Below are 15,775 nucleotides of genomic sequence, written 5' to 3'. Positions count from 1 at the left end.
CATGGACGACGCACAGGGCAACATCTCCCGTCGCGGTCTGGTGGCAGCCGAGCAGGCAGGACGAGGCGGGGACCGGGTGCTGGGGCACCTGACGCCGGGCGAGCTGGTGGTGCCGAAGTCCTGCCAGACGCCGGAGCTGATGGCGCTATTCGCCAAGGTCGCGCATGGGGCCGGGCTCGACCCGAACCGCTTCATCGTCGGCTCGCCTGAGGCGTCGAAGAACCCGCGGACGGGATTGGAGGAGTTTCTCGAAGGTGAATCGGGCGGCGTCGGCGATACGGGTGGCAACACCGGTTCGGCAGGAGCTTCCGGAGGAGGAAGCAATTCGAATGGCGCAGGTCCGATGGGCGGCGAGAATGCTGCCCATGGCGCCAATCAGTTTTCCACGACGGATCGTGACGCAGCATATGGCGGCGGCTGGAGCGACAGCAGCGGCGGCATCGACGGATGGCTGTCGGACAAGGTCTCGCAGGCATTCGCGGCGCCGACAGGCAGATCGTTGGGCGTGCTGGGCACGGGCATCGGCATGGTCGGCGGCCCGGTCGGGATGGCCATGGCCGCCGGTCCCGCCGTGGCAGAAACCCTTGGCAACGCGATCACCGGCGGCATCCAAGACGCCTTCGGCGTCACTGCCGACGCCCCTCCCGGCACGGTCGACTACAGCTACGGCGACGCCGGCACCGGTGGCTCAACCAAAACCGACACCCGCGAGTTCGTGCCGGAAATCCGCAAGCGCCGCGGCCTGCTGACGAGGGCTTCATGATCCGCCCCGCCAAGTTCGCCGACATCCTGCAGCTGGCCGAGCTGGCCGTCGAGATGCACCAGCGCAGCGTCTACGCCGACCGGGCGACGCTGGAGATCGCGCGCTTCAAGAAGCTGTGCATCCCGGCGATCCAGAACCACGGGAAGGGAGCCTGTCTGTACGTCGCCGATACCGGCGGCCGGGTCGACGGCTTCATCGTCGGCGTGATCGACCGGCTCTACGGCATCAGTGCCGAGTTCTACGCCACCGACCTCTTCTTCTACGTCAGCCCGACTGCCGATGCGCGCGCCGCCTTCGGCCTGGCTGACGCCTTCCTGCGCTGGGCAGAGGGCGCGCCGGGCGTGATCGAGGTGCGGCCGGGCATCAGCGGAGCCATGGAGGGCTGGGAGCGGGCCGGCAAGCTCTGGGAACGCAAGGGACTGCGCCTCGATGGCGCCATGTATGTGCGGAGGTTCAAATGAGCGGTGTCATCAAGGGGGTCGGCAAGGTCTTCAAACGGGTGGCAAGCGGCGCCTCCAAGATCCTGCCGGTAGCGCTCGCGGCCGGTGCCGTCATGTTCACCGCCGGCAACGCGCTGGGCGTCACCTCCAGCTGGGGCGACGCGGTCAAGAGCGTGACCGACAGCCTCGGCATGGGCAGTACGCTGTCCAACGTGATCAGCGGCGCCGTCACCAACGCGGGATACGGGGCGGTTGCCGGTGCCGCCACGGGAGCGATGACCGGCGACGCGATGAAGGGTGCCCAGTATGGCGCTGCCACTGGCGCCGTGATGGGCGGAGCCAAAGGTGCCTACGACAGCTATGCCGGTGGTGATGGCGGAGGTGGCGATCCTGCTCCGTCGGAAACCGCCAGCGGCGGCGACGCAGCGGGGACGGGCGCCAGGGTGGAGACCGCTCCGCCCCCGAGCGACTCGGCGCAAGGCGCCCGCAACGGGCTGCTGCGCACCAACATGCCGGGCAGCACCACGAACGTGGCGGCAACGCCCGCCAACGCCTTGACCGGCACCACCGCACCGGCTGCCGCCAACGCCAGCGGAGGAGGCATCTTCGACAAGGGCGGCTGGTTGGAGCGCAACCAGGGCTTGGTCGGCAACACCCTGACCGGCCTCGGCAAGGGTCTGATGACGGCCGATGCGGGCGATGCCCAGGTCAAGGCCATGAAGGAGCGCGCGGACATCATACGCTCCAACTATGGGGGCGCCCGCACCGGCCTTCTAACCGCCTCCAGCAATGCCCAGGCCACTGCCGGTCAGCAGCCCGGCATGGCGCCGTCCCAGCGCTTCAGCGCCGCGGGCGTGCAGGCCCAATACGTCTACGACCCCGCCACCGGCCGCTATGTGCTGGTGCCGGCCACCGTCTGAGGAGCGACATCATGGCAGGACTTCTCTCCGGCATGCAGGGTGGCATGCAGCGAGGGCCGGGCGCCCCGATGACGGATAGCCCGGCTGAAGAGCAGGCCGAAGATGCCGCCGGTCACAACCCGGAGGAGGAGGCAGCGGAGGCGCCTGCCGGTCCGGGCATGGAGCAGGGCGAACAGCCCAACGTCTCCCCCGAGGAGCAGGCAGAATACGACCGCTTCATCGATCAGGCTTTCCGGCTCGTCTACGACGAGAAGAGCTTCCCCGCGATCCTGAAGCGCCTCACCGCCACGCCGGATCCGGTCGAGGGGTTGGCGGCCGTGGTGGTGATGGTGGTCTCCCGCCTGAAGGATTCCGCCCAGCAGCAGGGCGTCGAGGTCAGCCCGGGCGTGCTCTTCCACGGTGGATCGGAACTGCTCGAGGACATCGCCGACACCGCGGCGAAGGCGGGCATTCACCAGTACACGGACCAGGAGATGGAGAAGGCGCTGTATCGCGCCCTCGACCTTTACCGGGCTATGGACCAGCGCGCCGGTGGTGACCGGCAGGCCTTCCAGCAGGACTGGGATGCGTTGGTGCAGGCCGACCGGCAGGGGCGGCTCGGCGATCTGGTGCCGCAGCTGGCAGGCGCCAGCGGGCAGGGTGGGGCGCCGCAGCAGGGTCAGCAGCAGGAGCACGCGCCGCCGTCGCGCGGACTGCTGCGCCAGCCGCAGGGAGGGATGTGAGATGGTTGGACTTCTCAGCGCCATTGGCGGCGCTGTCGCTGGCATCGGTCAGGGGCTGACGGCGCAGGCCGAAGAGGACGGCAAGGCCAAGCGCGAAGCTCGGCTGATGGAGCTGCAGCACGGTTACCGGATGCAGGAGCAGGGCGCGCAGAACGACTTCACCATGAGGCGCGATGCCACCCAAAATCAGTACCAGACCGACCGGGACGCCCGGCAGAACGATTTCCAGACCCAGCGCGACGAGCGCCAGCACGGCTACCGCATCGGCGAAATCGGCGCGCAGGGCGCCAGCACCCAGGCGAACACCCGCCTGTCCAACGACCTCCAGTCCAGGCGCGAGGAACAGTCGCGGGCGTGGGATCGCGAGCGGCTTGGCATCACCGGCGACCAGCAGTCCCAGCGGGACGAGCGCCAGCATGGCTACAAGCTGGAGGAGATCGAGAAGACGGCTGACGCGAAGGCTCGCGGCAAGGACGATGGCGACCTGACCCCGGCGGATCAACGCGAGCTGAATCTTGCCCGTCAGTCCAACATCAACCCCATCACCAAGCAGGTCGATTGGCTCGCTACCTATCGGCAGCTGAAGGGAGCCGGCCGCGACGATCTGGCCCAGCGCCTCGTGGCGGGCGAGGGCGGGGCCGTCACAGACGCGATCCGCAAGGAGGCGCAGAAGCGGGCCGAGGCGGAGGCCGATGGACGCGCCGGCTGGTTCAGCACCGATTCCTCCGACTTCAAGGATGACGGCGGAGACCGCTCCGCCTTCATCAAGCGACGGACCAGCGAACTCGTGCAGCAGGAGATGGGCGGCGGAACCGAGCGCGTGGGTGGCGCACGCCCGACGCCGTCCGCGGCCTCCGCTTCCTCCTCCAGCGCCGCGCCGCCGGCTGCGCAGGGAGAGGCCTCGTCGCTCGCGAAGCCGCCGGCCGGCAAGGGGACCCAGGCGGAGCCGTTCACGGCCAGCAGCCAAGCCGACATCGAGTGGTTCAAGACCTCCGCGCCAAAGGGCGCGGTGATCATCGTCAACGGCAAGCCCTTCACGAAATGAGACCGGCATGGACTTCGACACGTCGGGGCTGACCCCGCTCGACACCACGGGCCTCACTCCGGCCGGCAATGACCTCGACGTGTCGGGTCTCACCCCGCTGGACACATCCGGCCTTATGCCGCTGGACCGGCAGCCGGCCGCAAAGGGGTCACGCGGGCTCGACATGGAGAAGGTGAGGGCGGAGACGCCGCCTCCTTCATCCACGATCCCGGTGGATGGCGCTGCGGAAGCCGACCGGGCTTGGGCCAACACGCCCTTCACCGACCGGGTGCTGAACCCGTTGACGGCCGGGGTCCTGAGCCTAAAGCAGGGCGTGGCCGGGCTTGGCGCCGACATGTCTGCCCGCTCGCTGGCCGTGATGGACCGCGTCGACCGCGGCGAGGCGGTGCCGGAGATGGACGACCCGGTCGGCTACCAGCAGATGACACCAGAGCAGCGCGCGGCCGCCCGGCGCCAGGCGGAGGCCGACATCGGGCAATCGGCAGGCTCCATGGTCCAGACCGGCCGGCGGATCGCCGACATTCCGCAGAACCCGGCGGCGCAGCGCATGATGGGTGCCAAGACCTGGGGCGATGCCGCGAGCGCCTTCTGGTCCGACCCGCTCGGCGTCATCGGGTCGGTGGGCTTGCAGTCCCTTCCGGCCATGGCGCCAGCCTTGGTGGCGGGCACCCTTGGCGGTCCCGCCGCGGGTGCGGTCGCCATGGGCGCATCGTCCGCCGGCACGGAATACCTGTCGTCGATGATAGAGGGGCTGTCCCAGGAAGGGGTGAATGTCGGCAGCGAGCAGGCGCTGGTGCAGGCCTTCCGCAATCCGGAGCTGATGACCCGCGTCCGCGACCGCGCTGCGACCAGGGCCGCCATCATCGGCGGTGTCGATGGCGCCACCGGCGGCCTGGCCGGCAAGACGCTGGTGCCGGCGCGGGTGAAGAGCACGCTGGCGCGGGAGGTGCTGAACATCCCGGCGCAGACCGTCGCGCAGGGTGCCGCGGGTGCCGGCGGTGAGGCCGGTGCCCAGATCGCCACCGAGGGGCGGATCACCGAGCCGGGGCAGGTGCTGGGCGAGATGGTCGGCGAGGCATTCGGCGCGCCAGCCGAGGTGGCGGCGTTGCGCAGCCATGCGGCAGCCCATCCGGTCGAGGTGGCGCCACCCAATGTCACCCCGGCCGACGTGGCGTCCCCCATTCCCACGGATCTGATCTCGCATGGGCGCTCCATCGTGGACGATCTGCTGGCGCCCAAACCGGCGCCGTCGATGGAGCCTGCGCCCAATGTCGCCGATCTGCCACAAGGGGCGGTGCCGGCAGAGGTGCTGCTGGGACAGGTCGCCGAACCGGAGCCCGTGGTATCGCCGCCCGCGGAGCCCGTCCGTCCTGCCGATCCGGTGACCGCGCCGGCCGCGCAATCGGTCGATGGGTTGACGCCATTCGAGCCGGCCATGCCGCTGGAGGCTCCAGCGATTGACACCGCGCCCCACCCGGTTGCCGATCAGGCCGCTCCGGTTGACAGACTAGCCGAACCGTCGGGTTCGGTTGCCCAAGCGTCGATGGCAGACGTTGCGGTTCCGCAGCTCGCCGAAGGTGCGCCGCCTCGCCCGCCCTCAAATGAGACGGCGGAAATTAACACGGCTGCGCCCGCCCTCGATGTGACCGGCCTCATGCCGCGGGAAGAGGCTGCGCCAAGGTCGCAGCCCGCATCAAGCGCAGCGGCAGAAGTGGCGGAGGCGCCCGACGATTTTCCAGGCATTGCCAGCCAGTTGCCGCAGCCGGGATACGAACAGGTGCCGGCAACTGCCGTCAACCAAGCTCCGCCCCCGATCCTGAAGAAAGACGGGACCGCATTCTCCACCCCGCAATCTGCGGCTCTGGCCGCCCGGTCGCGCCCCGACCTGAAGGGGCAGGCGCTTGAGCCGGTGCAGGTCGAGGGTGGGTGGGGGCTGCGGCCAGTGGAGAATGGCGCCCAACCCACCGCCCAGCCGGCGGACATGACGCGCCCACCCAGTCTGTTCGAGTTCCTCGCCAGCAAGGGCGGCATCCAGGATCAAGCTGGAGAGCTTCGCGCACTCGACCTGAAGCGCCAGTTCCTGCCGCGGCAGGGGGCGCTCGTCCGGCCGAGGGGACTGACCCTCGACCACGCCCGTGAGCTGGTAGAGGAGGCGGGCTATATTCGACCCTCCGACCGGACGGAGGGCTTTGGCCGCACAGAAATCACCGACCTTCTGGACGCCATCGATCGTGAGGGCCGGGGTGCCAAGGTCTATCCGCTCGATCAGCAGGCGGATGTTGCCCAGCAGGATCGCGTCCGGCGGCAGATGGACGAGGAGGCTTCACGCCGCGCCGATGCCGAGGCTGGAGTGCGCGCCGTGCTGGAAGAGTATGGCGTTCGCCTGCCCGAAGACCTGCACCGACAGGCCGTCGAGGCGGCGATGCATGGGCTGGACCATGAAGATGCCGCCGTCGAGGCCCTGGAACGGCTCGCGATCCAGCGAGAGGCGGATTACATTCGGGAAGGTGGCACGGACGTCGATCCGTTCCCATTCGAGGACATCACCGATGCGCAGCAGCGAGGACTACAGCAAGAAGGCGGCGTCGCTGCGGCAGCAGGCGGCCGACCCGAATCCGCGGGTGTCAGAGACAACCCGGAAGGGACTGATCGAAGCCGCGGAGGGGATGGACGCCGCGGCGAAGATCGCGGCCAAGCGGGAAGCGGCGAAACTCCGGTAAACCGCGCCACCGAGCGCACCGACCAGGGTGAACAGTTCATCGTCGACGGCCTGCGGCCGGTCACCGACCGCGACCGCATCGAAGCCGCCATGGCGAAGCCGATGCAGCCGAAGAAGCGGCAGCAGGCGGCGGACCAGGGGTTGTTCGATGTCGGCGGCCGGGGGCAGAGCGACATGTTCGGCGAACCGCCCCGGCGTTCTGCTGCGGAGGAGGTGGCAAGCGCTAAAGCACCATCCACCAATCCGGAGATCAACCGCCTCCTTTCCGATCCGGCAATGGTTGGCGCGGTGCGCGCGAGCCGCGCGATGGGCGAAGAGGCGACCCGATCCAATACCCAGGCAGCCGGGCTGCAAAAAAGCGCGGGCGTCTCGGAGGCTGAATGGGCGGCCTACAACCGGTATCAGCTACTCGCGAAGGGCGAGACGCCGTCGGCTGATCTGGAACGGCGCGTCCAGGATTACCGCCGCCGCCAGGATGAGGCGGACGCGGCGAGGGGGCCGGAGGAATCCGACCGAGACCGCCGGAAACGGTTCGGTACGACGGCCAAGGCCGAGCAACAGCTCGACCGTCTTCTGGACAACAATCGCGGCCTCTATGACGCCCTTCATGAAGCCGTCGGCAAGATGGACGACGGCGACCGCTTCCGCCTCGCGCCCGCCTTCGAGCAGACCCTGCCCAATATTGGGACCGACCTCGCAGCGCGCCTCCAGCGCTACGGCATTGCCGACCACATCGGCCTGAAGCTGGTCGACACCATCCGCGACCGCGACACTAACGAGCCGATGGATGACGCCGTCGGTCGCTACGGTCGTCGCGTCATCGAGGTGGCGCTGAACTCCAACTCCCGCACCTTCACCTTCGACCACGAGGTGATCCACGGGCTGCGCGACCTCGACCTGATCCGGCCGGCGGAGTGGGCGGCGCTGCGGCGTGCGGTCATTCAGGATCGTGCCCGCATGGCGGATGTCCGCGCCCGCTACCCGGAGTTCACCCGCTGGGGCGACCGCCCGGAGGCGACGGACCGCCTGATCGAGGAGGGCGTCGCCGACCTGTTCGCAGAGTGGCAGGCCGGCCGCGTCGAGGCCAAGGGCTTCGTCCGGACGGCGATGGAGCGCATCCGGGACTTCCTTCGCGCCGTCGGACAGACGCTGCGCGGTCTGGGCTTCCGAACCGTCGACAGCGTGTTCCGGTCAATCGACCGCGGCGAGATCGGCGCTCGCTCTGGAGGAGAAGCGATGGCGGGCGGTCTGGCGGAGGCCCACCACGCCCAGATGCAACCCCGCGACGAGCAGGGGCGTTTCGTGCCCGGTGCGCCGGGGGATCGCTTCTCCATCGAGCGTGACGACCCCGCACCGCAGGCGGCGGAAGCCCGGCGGGGCCTGATGGCGAAGCTGGCCGGCGCCCAGCCTCTCGACCGCGTCGCCCGCATCCCCTTCGACCTGTTCGGCGGCATCAATGGCCGCAACGAGTGGCAGCCGGGCCTCTACATCAACAAGCAAGCCGCCCGCATCCTCACCGAGGCGACCTTCGCCGACGGCGGGAAGCTCGGATGGATGAACGGGATCCTGCACCGAGCCCGCGCCGGGCTGATCGACCGCTACGGCCTCGACGCCGCCTATGTCGAGCGGGACCGGCAGCGCCAGCTCGACGAGCGCCGCATCATGGCGAAGGTGCCGGAGCTGATGAAGACGCTGGTGGATCAGGATGTGAAGCCGGAGGAGATGGCGACGCTCCAGGCGGTGCTGACCGGTGAGGAAGTGGCGGACGCCCGCTGGAAAGGTATCGCCGCCCCGATCCGGCAAGCCATCGACCAGATGGGGGCGGAGGCGGTGGAGCTTGGACTTTTGTCGCCGGAGGCTTTCGAGCGGAACCGCGGCAAGTACCTGCACCGGGTCTATGCAAAGCATGAGGCCGACCAGGGCAGCCTGACCGCCTGGGTGGACCGGAAGCTGACCGGGCGTCGGCGGCAGATCGTTGGCGACCAGTTCAAGGGCCGCGGCATGTTCATGGAGGTGTCGCACGGCACCCTGATGCGCAACACCGACGAAGCCCAGACCGCGCGGGAGCGGTCCGGTCGGCTACGAGCCCTGGAGAAGCGCCGGGACGAGCTGCTGCGCCGGCGGGAGCTTGCGCTCGCCCGGACCGAGGAGCGCCACGACGAGATGGAGGCGACGCTCGGCCGTCGGATGGACACCAGCGAGGACGCCAAGGCGCTGAAGCGGCCCGGTGGGGCAACAGTGGTGCTGAAGCCCAACCGGTACCAGAAGGGGCAAGCCCGCGAACAGGGCGTCGCGTTGACCCGACTCAACATGAAGGGGCAGCGCGCCCGCGCCCTGGTCGACCGCATCAACGGCCAGCTGGCCGACGTGAACGGCCGGATTGTCGATACCGAAACCCGCCTCTTTTCCGCCGACGATCTGAAGGCGTCCAAGGGGCAGAAGTTCCGGGTCCTCGACAAGCTGGCCGAGACGGAGGAGGGCAAGCCGCCGCGGGTGCTCCACCGCGCCTATCTGCCGGAGGGGCAGGCGATCCCGACGGAGATGGAGGGCTATCAGGACCGCGGCGTCTGGGAGGTTCGCGGGGAGAAGGGCGGCAAGCCGGTCCTGTGGCGCGACTTCGACAAGGGCGAGCGCCAGTCCATGGGCGAGATCGTCGATGCCCGCTACACGGTCGCCAAGACCTACATGCTGATGGCGCACGATTTCTCGACCGGCCGTTTCTTCCGGGACATCGCCGCCAGTCCCGAATGGTCGCGGGACGGCAAGGACGAGCCGCCGTCCGCCACCTGGAAGGAGGCCGGGGAATACAGCCGCTTCTGGGCAGACCCGGCTATCCAGTGGGTGAAGGTGCCGGACACCAAGATCCCGAAGAGCGACACCAAGCGCTATGGCGCGCTGTCCGGCCGGTTCGTGCGGGCGGAAATCTGGCGTGACATGGCCGAGCTGGAATCGATGCAGAAGCCGGGCTTCTGGGATGCGGTGCTGCGGCAGTGGAAGGCGAATAAGACCTTCCGGTCCCCGGTCGTCCACATGAACAACATCATGTCCAACGTCATGTTCATGGACATGGCCGACGTGCGGGCCACCGACCTCGTGCGCGGCACCCGCTCGCTGCTGAAGCGGGATGCCGCATATCGGGAGGCTCTGGATCACGGCGCCTTCGGCTCCGACCTGCTGGCCCAGGAAATTCGCGAGGAGGTGCTGAAGCCGATCCTGGAGGAGATCGAGCGGGCGGCTCAAGGAGGGCAGGGTGAGGCGCAGGCGCGTTTCGGTGTCGTCGGCAAGCTGGCCCACCGGCTTTGGTCGGGAGCGAAGGCTGCCGATGGCGCGATGCAGCGCGCCTACCAGATGGAAGACGAGTTCTTCCGCATGGCCCTCTACCTCCGCCGGCGGGAGCAGGGGCAATCGCCTGAACAGGCGGCGCTGGATGCCCGCGACACCTTCCTGAATTACGACATCCGAGCGCCGTGGGTGAATGCAGCTCGCCGCTCGGTCCTGCCCTTCATCTCCTACACCTATCGGGCCGCCCCGATGATCGCCCGCACCCTGGCGACCCGGCCGTGGAAGATGGCGAAGTACTTCACGATGATGTACGCGCTGAACGCCCTGGCCTACTCGCTGGCGCCCGGTGACGAGGACGAGGAACGCCGCTCCCTGCGGGAGAACGAGCAGGGCTGGGCTTGGACCGGGGTGCCGCGCATGATGCGACTGCCCACCCATGACCAGCACGGCAACCCGGTGTTCCTCGACATGCGGCGGTGGATACCGGCCGGCGATGTCTTCGACACGGGCCAGGGGCAATCGGTGATCCCGGTGCCGTCTTGGATGCAGCCCGGTGGACCGCTGGCCATCGGTGCCGAGCTGCTGCTGAACCGCTCCGCCTTCACCGGTCAGGACATCATCAACAAGAACACGGACACGACGGGCGAGCGGGCTGGGAAGGCGGCTGGCTATGTCTATCGGTCTTGGATGCCGTCGGCCGCCTGGGTGCCGGGGTCATGGTACTGGCAGAGCATCGGCAATGCGATGGACGGAGCGCGGGACTGGTCCGGCCGGCCCTATTCGGTGCCGCAGGCGGTGGCAAACTCGGTGGGCATCAAGATCAAGCCGCAAGATGTGCAGGACGGCTTCGCCGCCTGGGGGCGGGAGTTCGATAAGACGGAGCGGGAGTTGGAGGCCTTGGCCCACCGCGCTGGACGGGACCGGGAGCGCGGGCTGCTGAGCGAGGTCGGCTATCAGCGGCAGATGGAGGGTCTGATGGAGAAGATGGGCGAACTGAACAAGCGCCGGAAGGAGACCTTCACAAGGTCCAGCCGATAAGGATCAGGATCACGCCGACGATCAGCCCTGCCACTGCGCCCATGTCACGCCGGTACCAGGGCGGCGCGGATCGCCGGCGGATCAGGTGGCGGTCGAGACGGTGGCCCATGATCAAGGCGCTGCTGACCGTCCACAGGGCCGCCCAGCCATCCATTGCGCCGCGGAGGCTGAGGCGGGATATGAGGTCGCTCCACCAGGGCATGGATGGAGCATGGCGGGGGAGGGTGGAAGCGTCCAGAATTGTGAGGGTGCAGGAATTGTGGGTCGCTGATACCGACTTGGATTCGGTCGCTGGTCCCGATGCTCGGCCTCGGGGCCTACCGGACTTTCGAGAAGGTCAAGGGAGTGGCGCGGTAGGCAATGCAAAAGGGCGGCCCGCTTCCGAGCCTCCCCATTGATCGAGTGGGCTGATGTCAGCAAACAACCCACGATGTTTCGTCCACTGGGCGAGCGAACTCGTTCATGTATCAGAAGGCCACTTCTTGAACGCGACCACCCAAAGATAGAAAAATGCGACGAATGGAATCAGCGCGAAGATCGAAAGGATGGGAGGGATTCCGGTTCGACGGAAAAGGCGCCAAAACGGAACCACCGAGATCATAGAGATTATCGAGAAGATAGGCAGAGCGTTAATCCAATGCCAGATGCTGAAGGTTCCCATTTACTCCCCCTTTTGGCGATGAGGGGCTGAACCTACCACCATTGCGCGCAGCAGGGGAGGGAGTGCATTTTCGTGACTTCGCCGCGTCACGGAAATCCGTTGGCCAAAAGTCCGGAAAGGACTATTTTCGGGGAAGGCGTGCCGAGGATGCGACCCCCGGCACGCCCGCCCGGTCTCAGTGCAGAAGGTCAAGCAACCGCTTGATGATCTCCAGCACCAGGATCAGGCAAGAGAGGAACTCTTTCATCCTCTTGCCCTCCAGTTGGCAGTTCGGGGCGGTGGCTCATCTATCGCCCCGACTGCTGCTCCTACTATAGCGGCGCAGTCGCCTCATTACGCGTGATTCGCTAAGAAACTTGTGGATAACTTTAGCCTCAGAGAAGGCCGTCCCAAAGGTCGGCTTTTTGTCATTTGGGCTATAATGGATCGCCCGGCGGCTCGCTATCGCGTGGCGGACGTTGGAGATTATGGACAGGATCCAGGCCAGGCGTGTGGACTTGGTTGGGGGAGGGCGTTGAGACGAAATGCTTGGGTGATTCTGATAGGGTCGGGTTTCGCAACGGCACTCTACAAGCCGTCAGCCACTTAGTTCAAACAGTGTTGACGATAACCAATTCGGCTAAAACAGAAAATTAATGCCGCTATGAGCTGTATGAGCTTGAGTTATCAGTCCAAATCGGTTATTAAATTCCTTCTTCATTCTTATGTGGGTTGCAAGTCATGGTGCAGGAAATTGTTTCAGAAAATCGGCTTAAGGAAGAGCGACGAGACCGAAATTTGAAAGTTAAAAATATTATATTGCAAGCAGCACTTATGATTTTCGTGATTATTGCAGCAATATTTATGTACAAAACCTATCATGAGTATAATAGCGTCTTTTCTGATATTGCTCCGCCCGCAAACATTTCCGATGCATCAGTGAGTGCTCAACCACCATCTTCAAACGGGGTGGAGGCTAGGGCTGCTTATGGTCAGTACGGAGATTTCATTGGTGGCTCTCTAAATCCGATATTGTCGTTCATGAGTCTTATAGCCGTTCTTTTTACTGTGTCTCTCCAGATAACCGAATTGCAGCAGAACCGTGAGGAGTTGCGCGAGACGCGTGAAGTTGCGGTGCAGCAGAAAAGACATTTTGAAAATGAAGCAAAGAAAACAGAGATAATGCAAGCGCTGCAGCAATATGAATCTGAGTACGAACAGAGAATTTCTGTTAAAACCGATTCTTGGAGTGGTGGTGAATATTATACAGTCAATCAGATTCTGAATCAACATGGAGAAAACGCAGCGAGTAATTCATTTAATCTTACTATTAATGAAATGAAATGGGGGTCTTCGGCGGTCAATTTTGATAACAAAATAAACTCTGTGCTTTTAATGATGTATAAAATGGATAAACTTCTTGAGGAATATGGAAAAGTTTCCACAATAGAAGGGGAAGTACCTCTCATAGAATACTACAGAATTAAGTACAAATATCATGCGGTAGCTCTTTCTGCTTGGCGTGGAAATAAAGAATACAGTCTATCATTAATATCAAAGGGCCTATTTAAAGAAGAACAAAGTTCATAAAATAAAACAATGATCGGGTTTCGTGCAAATTGCTAGGTAACATGAAATTTATGTATTGAATCCACCATCAGCGGATATCGGTGGTGGTGGGATCAGGCCAGGTCTCCCTAACTTGCTGCAGACCTGACAAAGATGGGGCGCCAGGTCTGGGCCGGTTGCGCCATTGTGTTCAGGCATCATTCATTTCTTTCAGCTCCGCTTCGGCCAGCAGGATAAAGTCCCGCCGCCGCGCAATCTCGGACATCAGCCACAGCGTATAATCGCGGTGCTCTGGCTTCGGTGGGTCCGCCGGCTGAACATGGCAGCCCCGCCGGCCGCAAGCCGAGCAGCGGGCTTTGCGCGCCAGTTCCACGAACGGCGTCGACGTCTTGGCCTTGCCGATCAGCCTCTCGATGCTGACCCGCACCATATGAGGACAAGCAAGGCACCAGAACTCGACATAGAGGCAACCCGACTGCCGCCAGTCTTCCAGGCCTCGCTGGCCATGGTAGCCAAATGCGAATGTCGGGCCGCTCGTCACAGCTGGATCGCCCCAAGGTCGGCCTCGCTACCTCGTGCCGGCCGGGACGCCTCGAAGGCCGCACACTCTTCTTCTTCCGGCTCCCGCACCACCAGCGCGTCCCGCTCCAGCGCGTGAGGGCTGCCGAGCAGCATCATGGCGGCGATGGTACGGGCCTGACCGGCATCGCGCGCGGAAGCCACGACTCGACGGCGGGCATCCTCCACCACGAAGAGGCGGCGATCTGTCATGGCTTGATCATGGCGCCAGCAGCCGTGCCGGCCGGGGTGCCGTGTTCGGGTGCCCCCGGCCCGAAGGTGATTCGGTATCCGGAGCGCCGCAGATGGGCAATCACTTCGCGGGCGATGATCTCTCGCGTCATGCTATCGGCCCGGCGGGTGGTGAGAAGGCCGCTGTGCTTCGTCAGCGCGGTTCCGATGCTGATGAGCAGGTGGATATCCGGGACTGGCTCCCCCTCTTGCGACCATGGGTAAGGCGGCGCTGCGTCAGGGGTGTCGGCCATTTTTGTTCTCCATGCGTTCCTTGCGATGAGAACAACAGTGGGACGAGCGAGTCAATCCGCTGCCGAATGAATTTTGGAAAAAGTTTCGGAGGGGTCACTATAGCGCATTGATTCAAAACACTTATTTTTCAATGCACCGTACATACCATGCAGGGATCGAAAGATCTTACGATGTGTTGAACGGAAATTGGTGTGCGCTCTTCTTCCGTAACCGGCGCTCCGACAAGAGCCTTTTCTAGAGGGCCGGGCACTCCGTCCAAGTCGCGCGGTGAAAAGTTCCAAGTGGTCGGAGCGATGATCTGGTAACCGGCGATCTTCCCGCGTTCAACCCGCAGCCAATGCCCCAATGCCCCGCGTGCCGCCTCCGTCAGCCCAACCGCCTGCGCGCTGTCCGGCATTTCCGAAGCCGCACACCATGGGGCGGACGGATCGATGGCACGCAGCCAGCCTTCCATCGCCTCGGTTGTGCGGGCCAGTTCAAGCAAACGGGCGATCACGCGGCTGCGCACCGAACCGCCATCCTGTGCCGCCAGCGCCCGGATCAGCGGATGGCCGTCCACCAGTTGCCTGGCAATGGCGCCGGTCTCATAGGGCAGGCCATCCAGGCGTGGCGCCTTGCACCAGCTGTAACCGGTCTCGTCCATGCCGTCCGGGACGGTCGAACCGGAGAAGGGCGGATGCGGGCGATCCTGTCCGGCCATGCGGCTGAACCGGTGATGCTCCGCCACCCGATCCGGATCGAAGGGGCCGTCCTGCCCGTCGGCAAAGGTGCCGCGGCGATAAAGATGTCCGCCCTCCGGGTCCACATAGGCGCCGTGGCTGAAGAACCGGCCATAGGCGCGGCCGAGGCCGGCAAGCTCCAGATCGTCGGCGATCTCCAGGAACAGGCGGAAATCTCCGACCGGACCGGAGATGCGCCAGCGCTCCAAATCCTCCGGCCCGGCGAGGGCCAGCACCCGGTCGAGCGGCGCGCCGAACAGGCTGTCCTCCAGAAAGCGGCGGAAACTGCGGACGGTGGCGAGCAGCCGCACCCGGTCGCGCGCATCGACCGCACGGGTGACGCCGCCGGGCTGAAGCGTCAGGGTATGCGGCCACTTGCCGCCCAGAATGCCCAGCACATGGAACAGCTCCGCCCGTGCTGCAGTGGCACTGCGCACCGCAACGCCCTGGGCCGCCTTGAACCGCGCCTCCGCCCTCTCGAACCACGGTCGGCCCCGGTAGGTGGGGCGGGCGAAGTCGGGCATGAAGAACAGGTGGAAATGGGTCAGATGGTCGGCGACATTCTCGGTCGCCGTCATCAGGTTGGTCGCCAGAAGCCCATTGCGCGGCACCTCCAGCTCCATGACGCCGGCCAGTGCCAGCGCCGCCGCATGGCTCTGCGAGACAGAGCAGATGCCGCAGATCCGAGGGGCCACCACCAGCGCATCCATCGGGTCTCGCCCCTCCAGAATGCGCTCGAAGCCGCGGAACAACGGCGAGTTTACGTAGGCAGCAGAAACGCTTGTGCCGGTTATCTCAAGTCGGACTTCAAGATCGCCTTCCACGCGGTTGAAGGGGCCGACGATCAGGCGGCGGTTTGGCGCTTCGCTCACCG

The 15,775-nt window shown here is 65.3% G+C and carries 12 protein-coding genes; 7 read left to right on the top strand and 5 right to left on the bottom strand.

Annotation, left to right across the window (positions count from 1 at the left end):
* Nucleotide 1: 1 nt before the first annotated feature.
* The 6 genes from CRT60_RS21795 to CRT60_RS21770 are packed head-to-tail and all read left to right on the top strand — an operon-like array spanning nucleotide 2 to nucleotide 10,929.
* Nucleotides 2–763, top strand: coding sequence for a hypothetical protein (locus CRT60_RS21795; RefSeq protein ID WP_098738597.1), 762 nt, complete (start codon nucleotides 2–4; stop codon nucleotides 761–763).
* On the top strand, nucleotides 760–1,224 hold the full coding sequence (locus CRT60_RS21790) for a hypothetical protein (protein WP_098738596.1): 465 nt from the start codon (nucleotides 760–762) through the stop codon (nucleotides 1,222–1,224). The genes CRT60_RS21795 and CRT60_RS21790 overlap by 4 nt, the downstream gene beginning before the upstream one ends.
* Nucleotides 1,221–2,123, top strand: a complete 903-nt coding sequence (locus CRT60_RS21785) for a glycine zipper family protein (protein WP_098738595.1) — start codon at nucleotides 1,221–1,223, stop codon at nucleotides 2,121–2,123. Before CRT60_RS21790 ends, CRT60_RS21785 begins: the two co-directional genes overlap by 4 nt.
* 11 nt (nucleotides 2,124–2,134) lie before the next feature.
* On the top strand, nucleotides 2,135–2,845 hold the full coding sequence (locus CRT60_RS21780; RefSeq protein ID WP_098738594.1) for a hypothetical protein: 711 nt from the start codon (nucleotides 2,135–2,137) through the stop codon (nucleotides 2,843–2,845).
* Nucleotide 2,846: 1 nt separating this feature from the next.
* On the top strand, nucleotides 2,847–3,890 hold the full coding sequence (locus CRT60_RS21775) for a hypothetical protein (RefSeq protein ID WP_098738593.1): 1,044 nt from the start codon (nucleotides 2,847–2,849) through the stop codon (nucleotides 3,888–3,890).
* Between the two features lie 7 nt (nucleotides 3,891–3,897).
* On the top strand, nucleotides 3,898–10,929 hold the full coding sequence (locus CRT60_RS21770; RefSeq protein WP_098738592.1) for a hypothetical protein: 7,032 nt from the start codon (nucleotides 3,898–3,900) through the stop codon (nucleotides 10,927–10,929).
* On the opposite strand, the gene CRT60_RS21765 is transcribed toward CRT60_RS21770, so the two are convergent.
* Nucleotides 10,910–11,131 (bottom strand): hypothetical protein, encoded by a 222-nt coding sequence (locus tag CRT60_RS21765; RefSeq protein ID WP_098738591.1) that lies wholly within the window; start codon nucleotides 11,129–11,131, stop codon nucleotides 10,910–10,912. The two genes, CRT60_RS21770 and CRT60_RS21765, sit on opposite strands and share 20 nt — an antisense overlap.
* Nucleotides 11,132–12,310: 1,179 nt before the next feature.
* On the opposite strand from CRT60_RS21765, the gene CRT60_RS35785 reads away from it, so the two are divergent.
* Nucleotides 12,311–13,159 carry a hypothetical protein gene (locus CRT60_RS35785; protein WP_143273342.1) on the top strand — a complete coding sequence of 283 codons (849 nt, stop codon included), beginning with the start codon at nucleotides 12,311–12,313 and terminating at the stop codon, nucleotides 13,157–13,159.
* A 169-nt stretch (nucleotides 13,160–13,328) separates the two neighbouring features.
* On the opposite strand, the gene CRT60_RS21755 is transcribed toward CRT60_RS35785, so the two are convergent.
* From CRT60_RS21755 to CRT60_RS21740, 4 genes are all read right to left on the bottom strand, one after another.
* The gene (locus CRT60_RS21755) at nucleotides 13,329–13,679 is read right to left on the bottom strand and encodes a hypothetical protein (RefSeq protein ID WP_143273340.1); all 351 of its coding nucleotides are present in this window, start codon (nucleotides 13,677–13,679) and stop codon (nucleotides 13,329–13,331) included.
* Nucleotides 13,676–13,909, bottom strand: coding sequence for a hypothetical protein (locus CRT60_RS21750; protein ID WP_098738588.1), 234 nt, complete (start codon nucleotides 13,907–13,909; stop codon nucleotides 13,676–13,678). Before CRT60_RS21750 ends, CRT60_RS21755 begins: the two co-directional genes overlap by 4 nt.
* Nucleotides 13,906–14,181 (bottom strand): hypothetical protein, encoded by a 276-nt coding sequence (locus CRT60_RS21745; protein ID WP_098738587.1) that lies wholly within the window; start codon nucleotides 14,179–14,181, stop codon nucleotides 13,906–13,908. Before CRT60_RS21745 ends, CRT60_RS21750 begins: the two co-directional genes overlap by 4 nt.
* 128 nt (nucleotides 14,182–14,309) lie before the next feature.
* On the bottom strand, nucleotides 14,310–15,773 hold the full coding sequence (locus CRT60_RS21740) for a nickel-dependent hydrogenase large subunit (RefSeq protein WP_098738586.1): 1,464 nt from the start codon (nucleotides 15,771–15,773) through the stop codon (nucleotides 14,310–14,312).
* Between the last annotated feature and the right edge of the window lie 2 nt (nucleotides 15,774–15,775).

The organism is Azospirillum palustre (assembly GCF_002573965.1).
In the GTDB taxonomy this organism is placed as follows: Bacteria; Pseudomonadota; Alphaproteobacteria; order Azospirillales; family Azospirillaceae; genus Azospirillum; species Azospirillum palustre.
Note: the sequence above shows the minus strand (reverse complement) of the source record. Positions and strands in the feature narration are given on the sequence as shown.

Excerpts from the sequence above, each read along its gene's own strand:
- CRT60_RS21795 (WP_098738597.1), top strand. The coding sequence starts at position 2 with ATGGACGACGCACAGGGCAACATCTCCCGTCGCGGTCTGGTGGCAGCC.
- CRT60_RS21765 (WP_098738591.1), bottom strand. The coding sequence starts at position 11,131 with ATGCCCTGGTGGAGCGACCTCATATCCCGCCTCAGCCTCCGCGGCGCA.
- CRT60_RS21750 (WP_098738588.1), bottom strand. The coding sequence starts at position 13,909 with ATGACAGATCGCCGCCTCTTCGTGGTGGAGGATGCCCGCCGTCGAGTC.
- CRT60_RS21775 (WP_098738593.1), top strand. The coding sequence starts at position 2,847 with ATGGTTGGACTTCTCAGCGCCATTGGCGGCGCTGTCGCTGGCATCGGT.
- CRT60_RS21790 (WP_098738596.1), top strand. The coding sequence starts at position 760 with ATGATCCGCCCCGCCAAGTTCGCCGACATCCTGCAGCTGGCCGAGCTG.
- CRT60_RS21745 (WP_098738587.1), bottom strand. The coding sequence starts at position 14,181 with ATGGCCGACACCCCTGACGCAGCGCCGCCTTACCCATGGTCGCAAGAG.
- CRT60_RS21780 (WP_098738594.1), top strand. The coding sequence starts at position 2,135 with ATGGCAGGACTTCTCTCCGGCATGCAGGGTGGCATGCAGCGAGGGCCG.
- CRT60_RS21785 (WP_098738595.1), top strand. The coding sequence starts at position 1,221 with ATGAGCGGTGTCATCAAGGGGGTCGGCAAGGTCTTCAAACGGGTGGCA.
- CRT60_RS35785 (WP_143273342.1), top strand. The coding sequence starts at position 12,311 with ATGGTGCAGGAAATTGTTTCAGAAAATCGGCTTAAGGAAGAGCGACGA.
- CRT60_RS21770 (WP_098738592.1), top strand. The coding sequence starts at position 3,898 with ATGGACTTCGACACGTCGGGGCTGACCCCGCTCGACACCACGGGCCTC.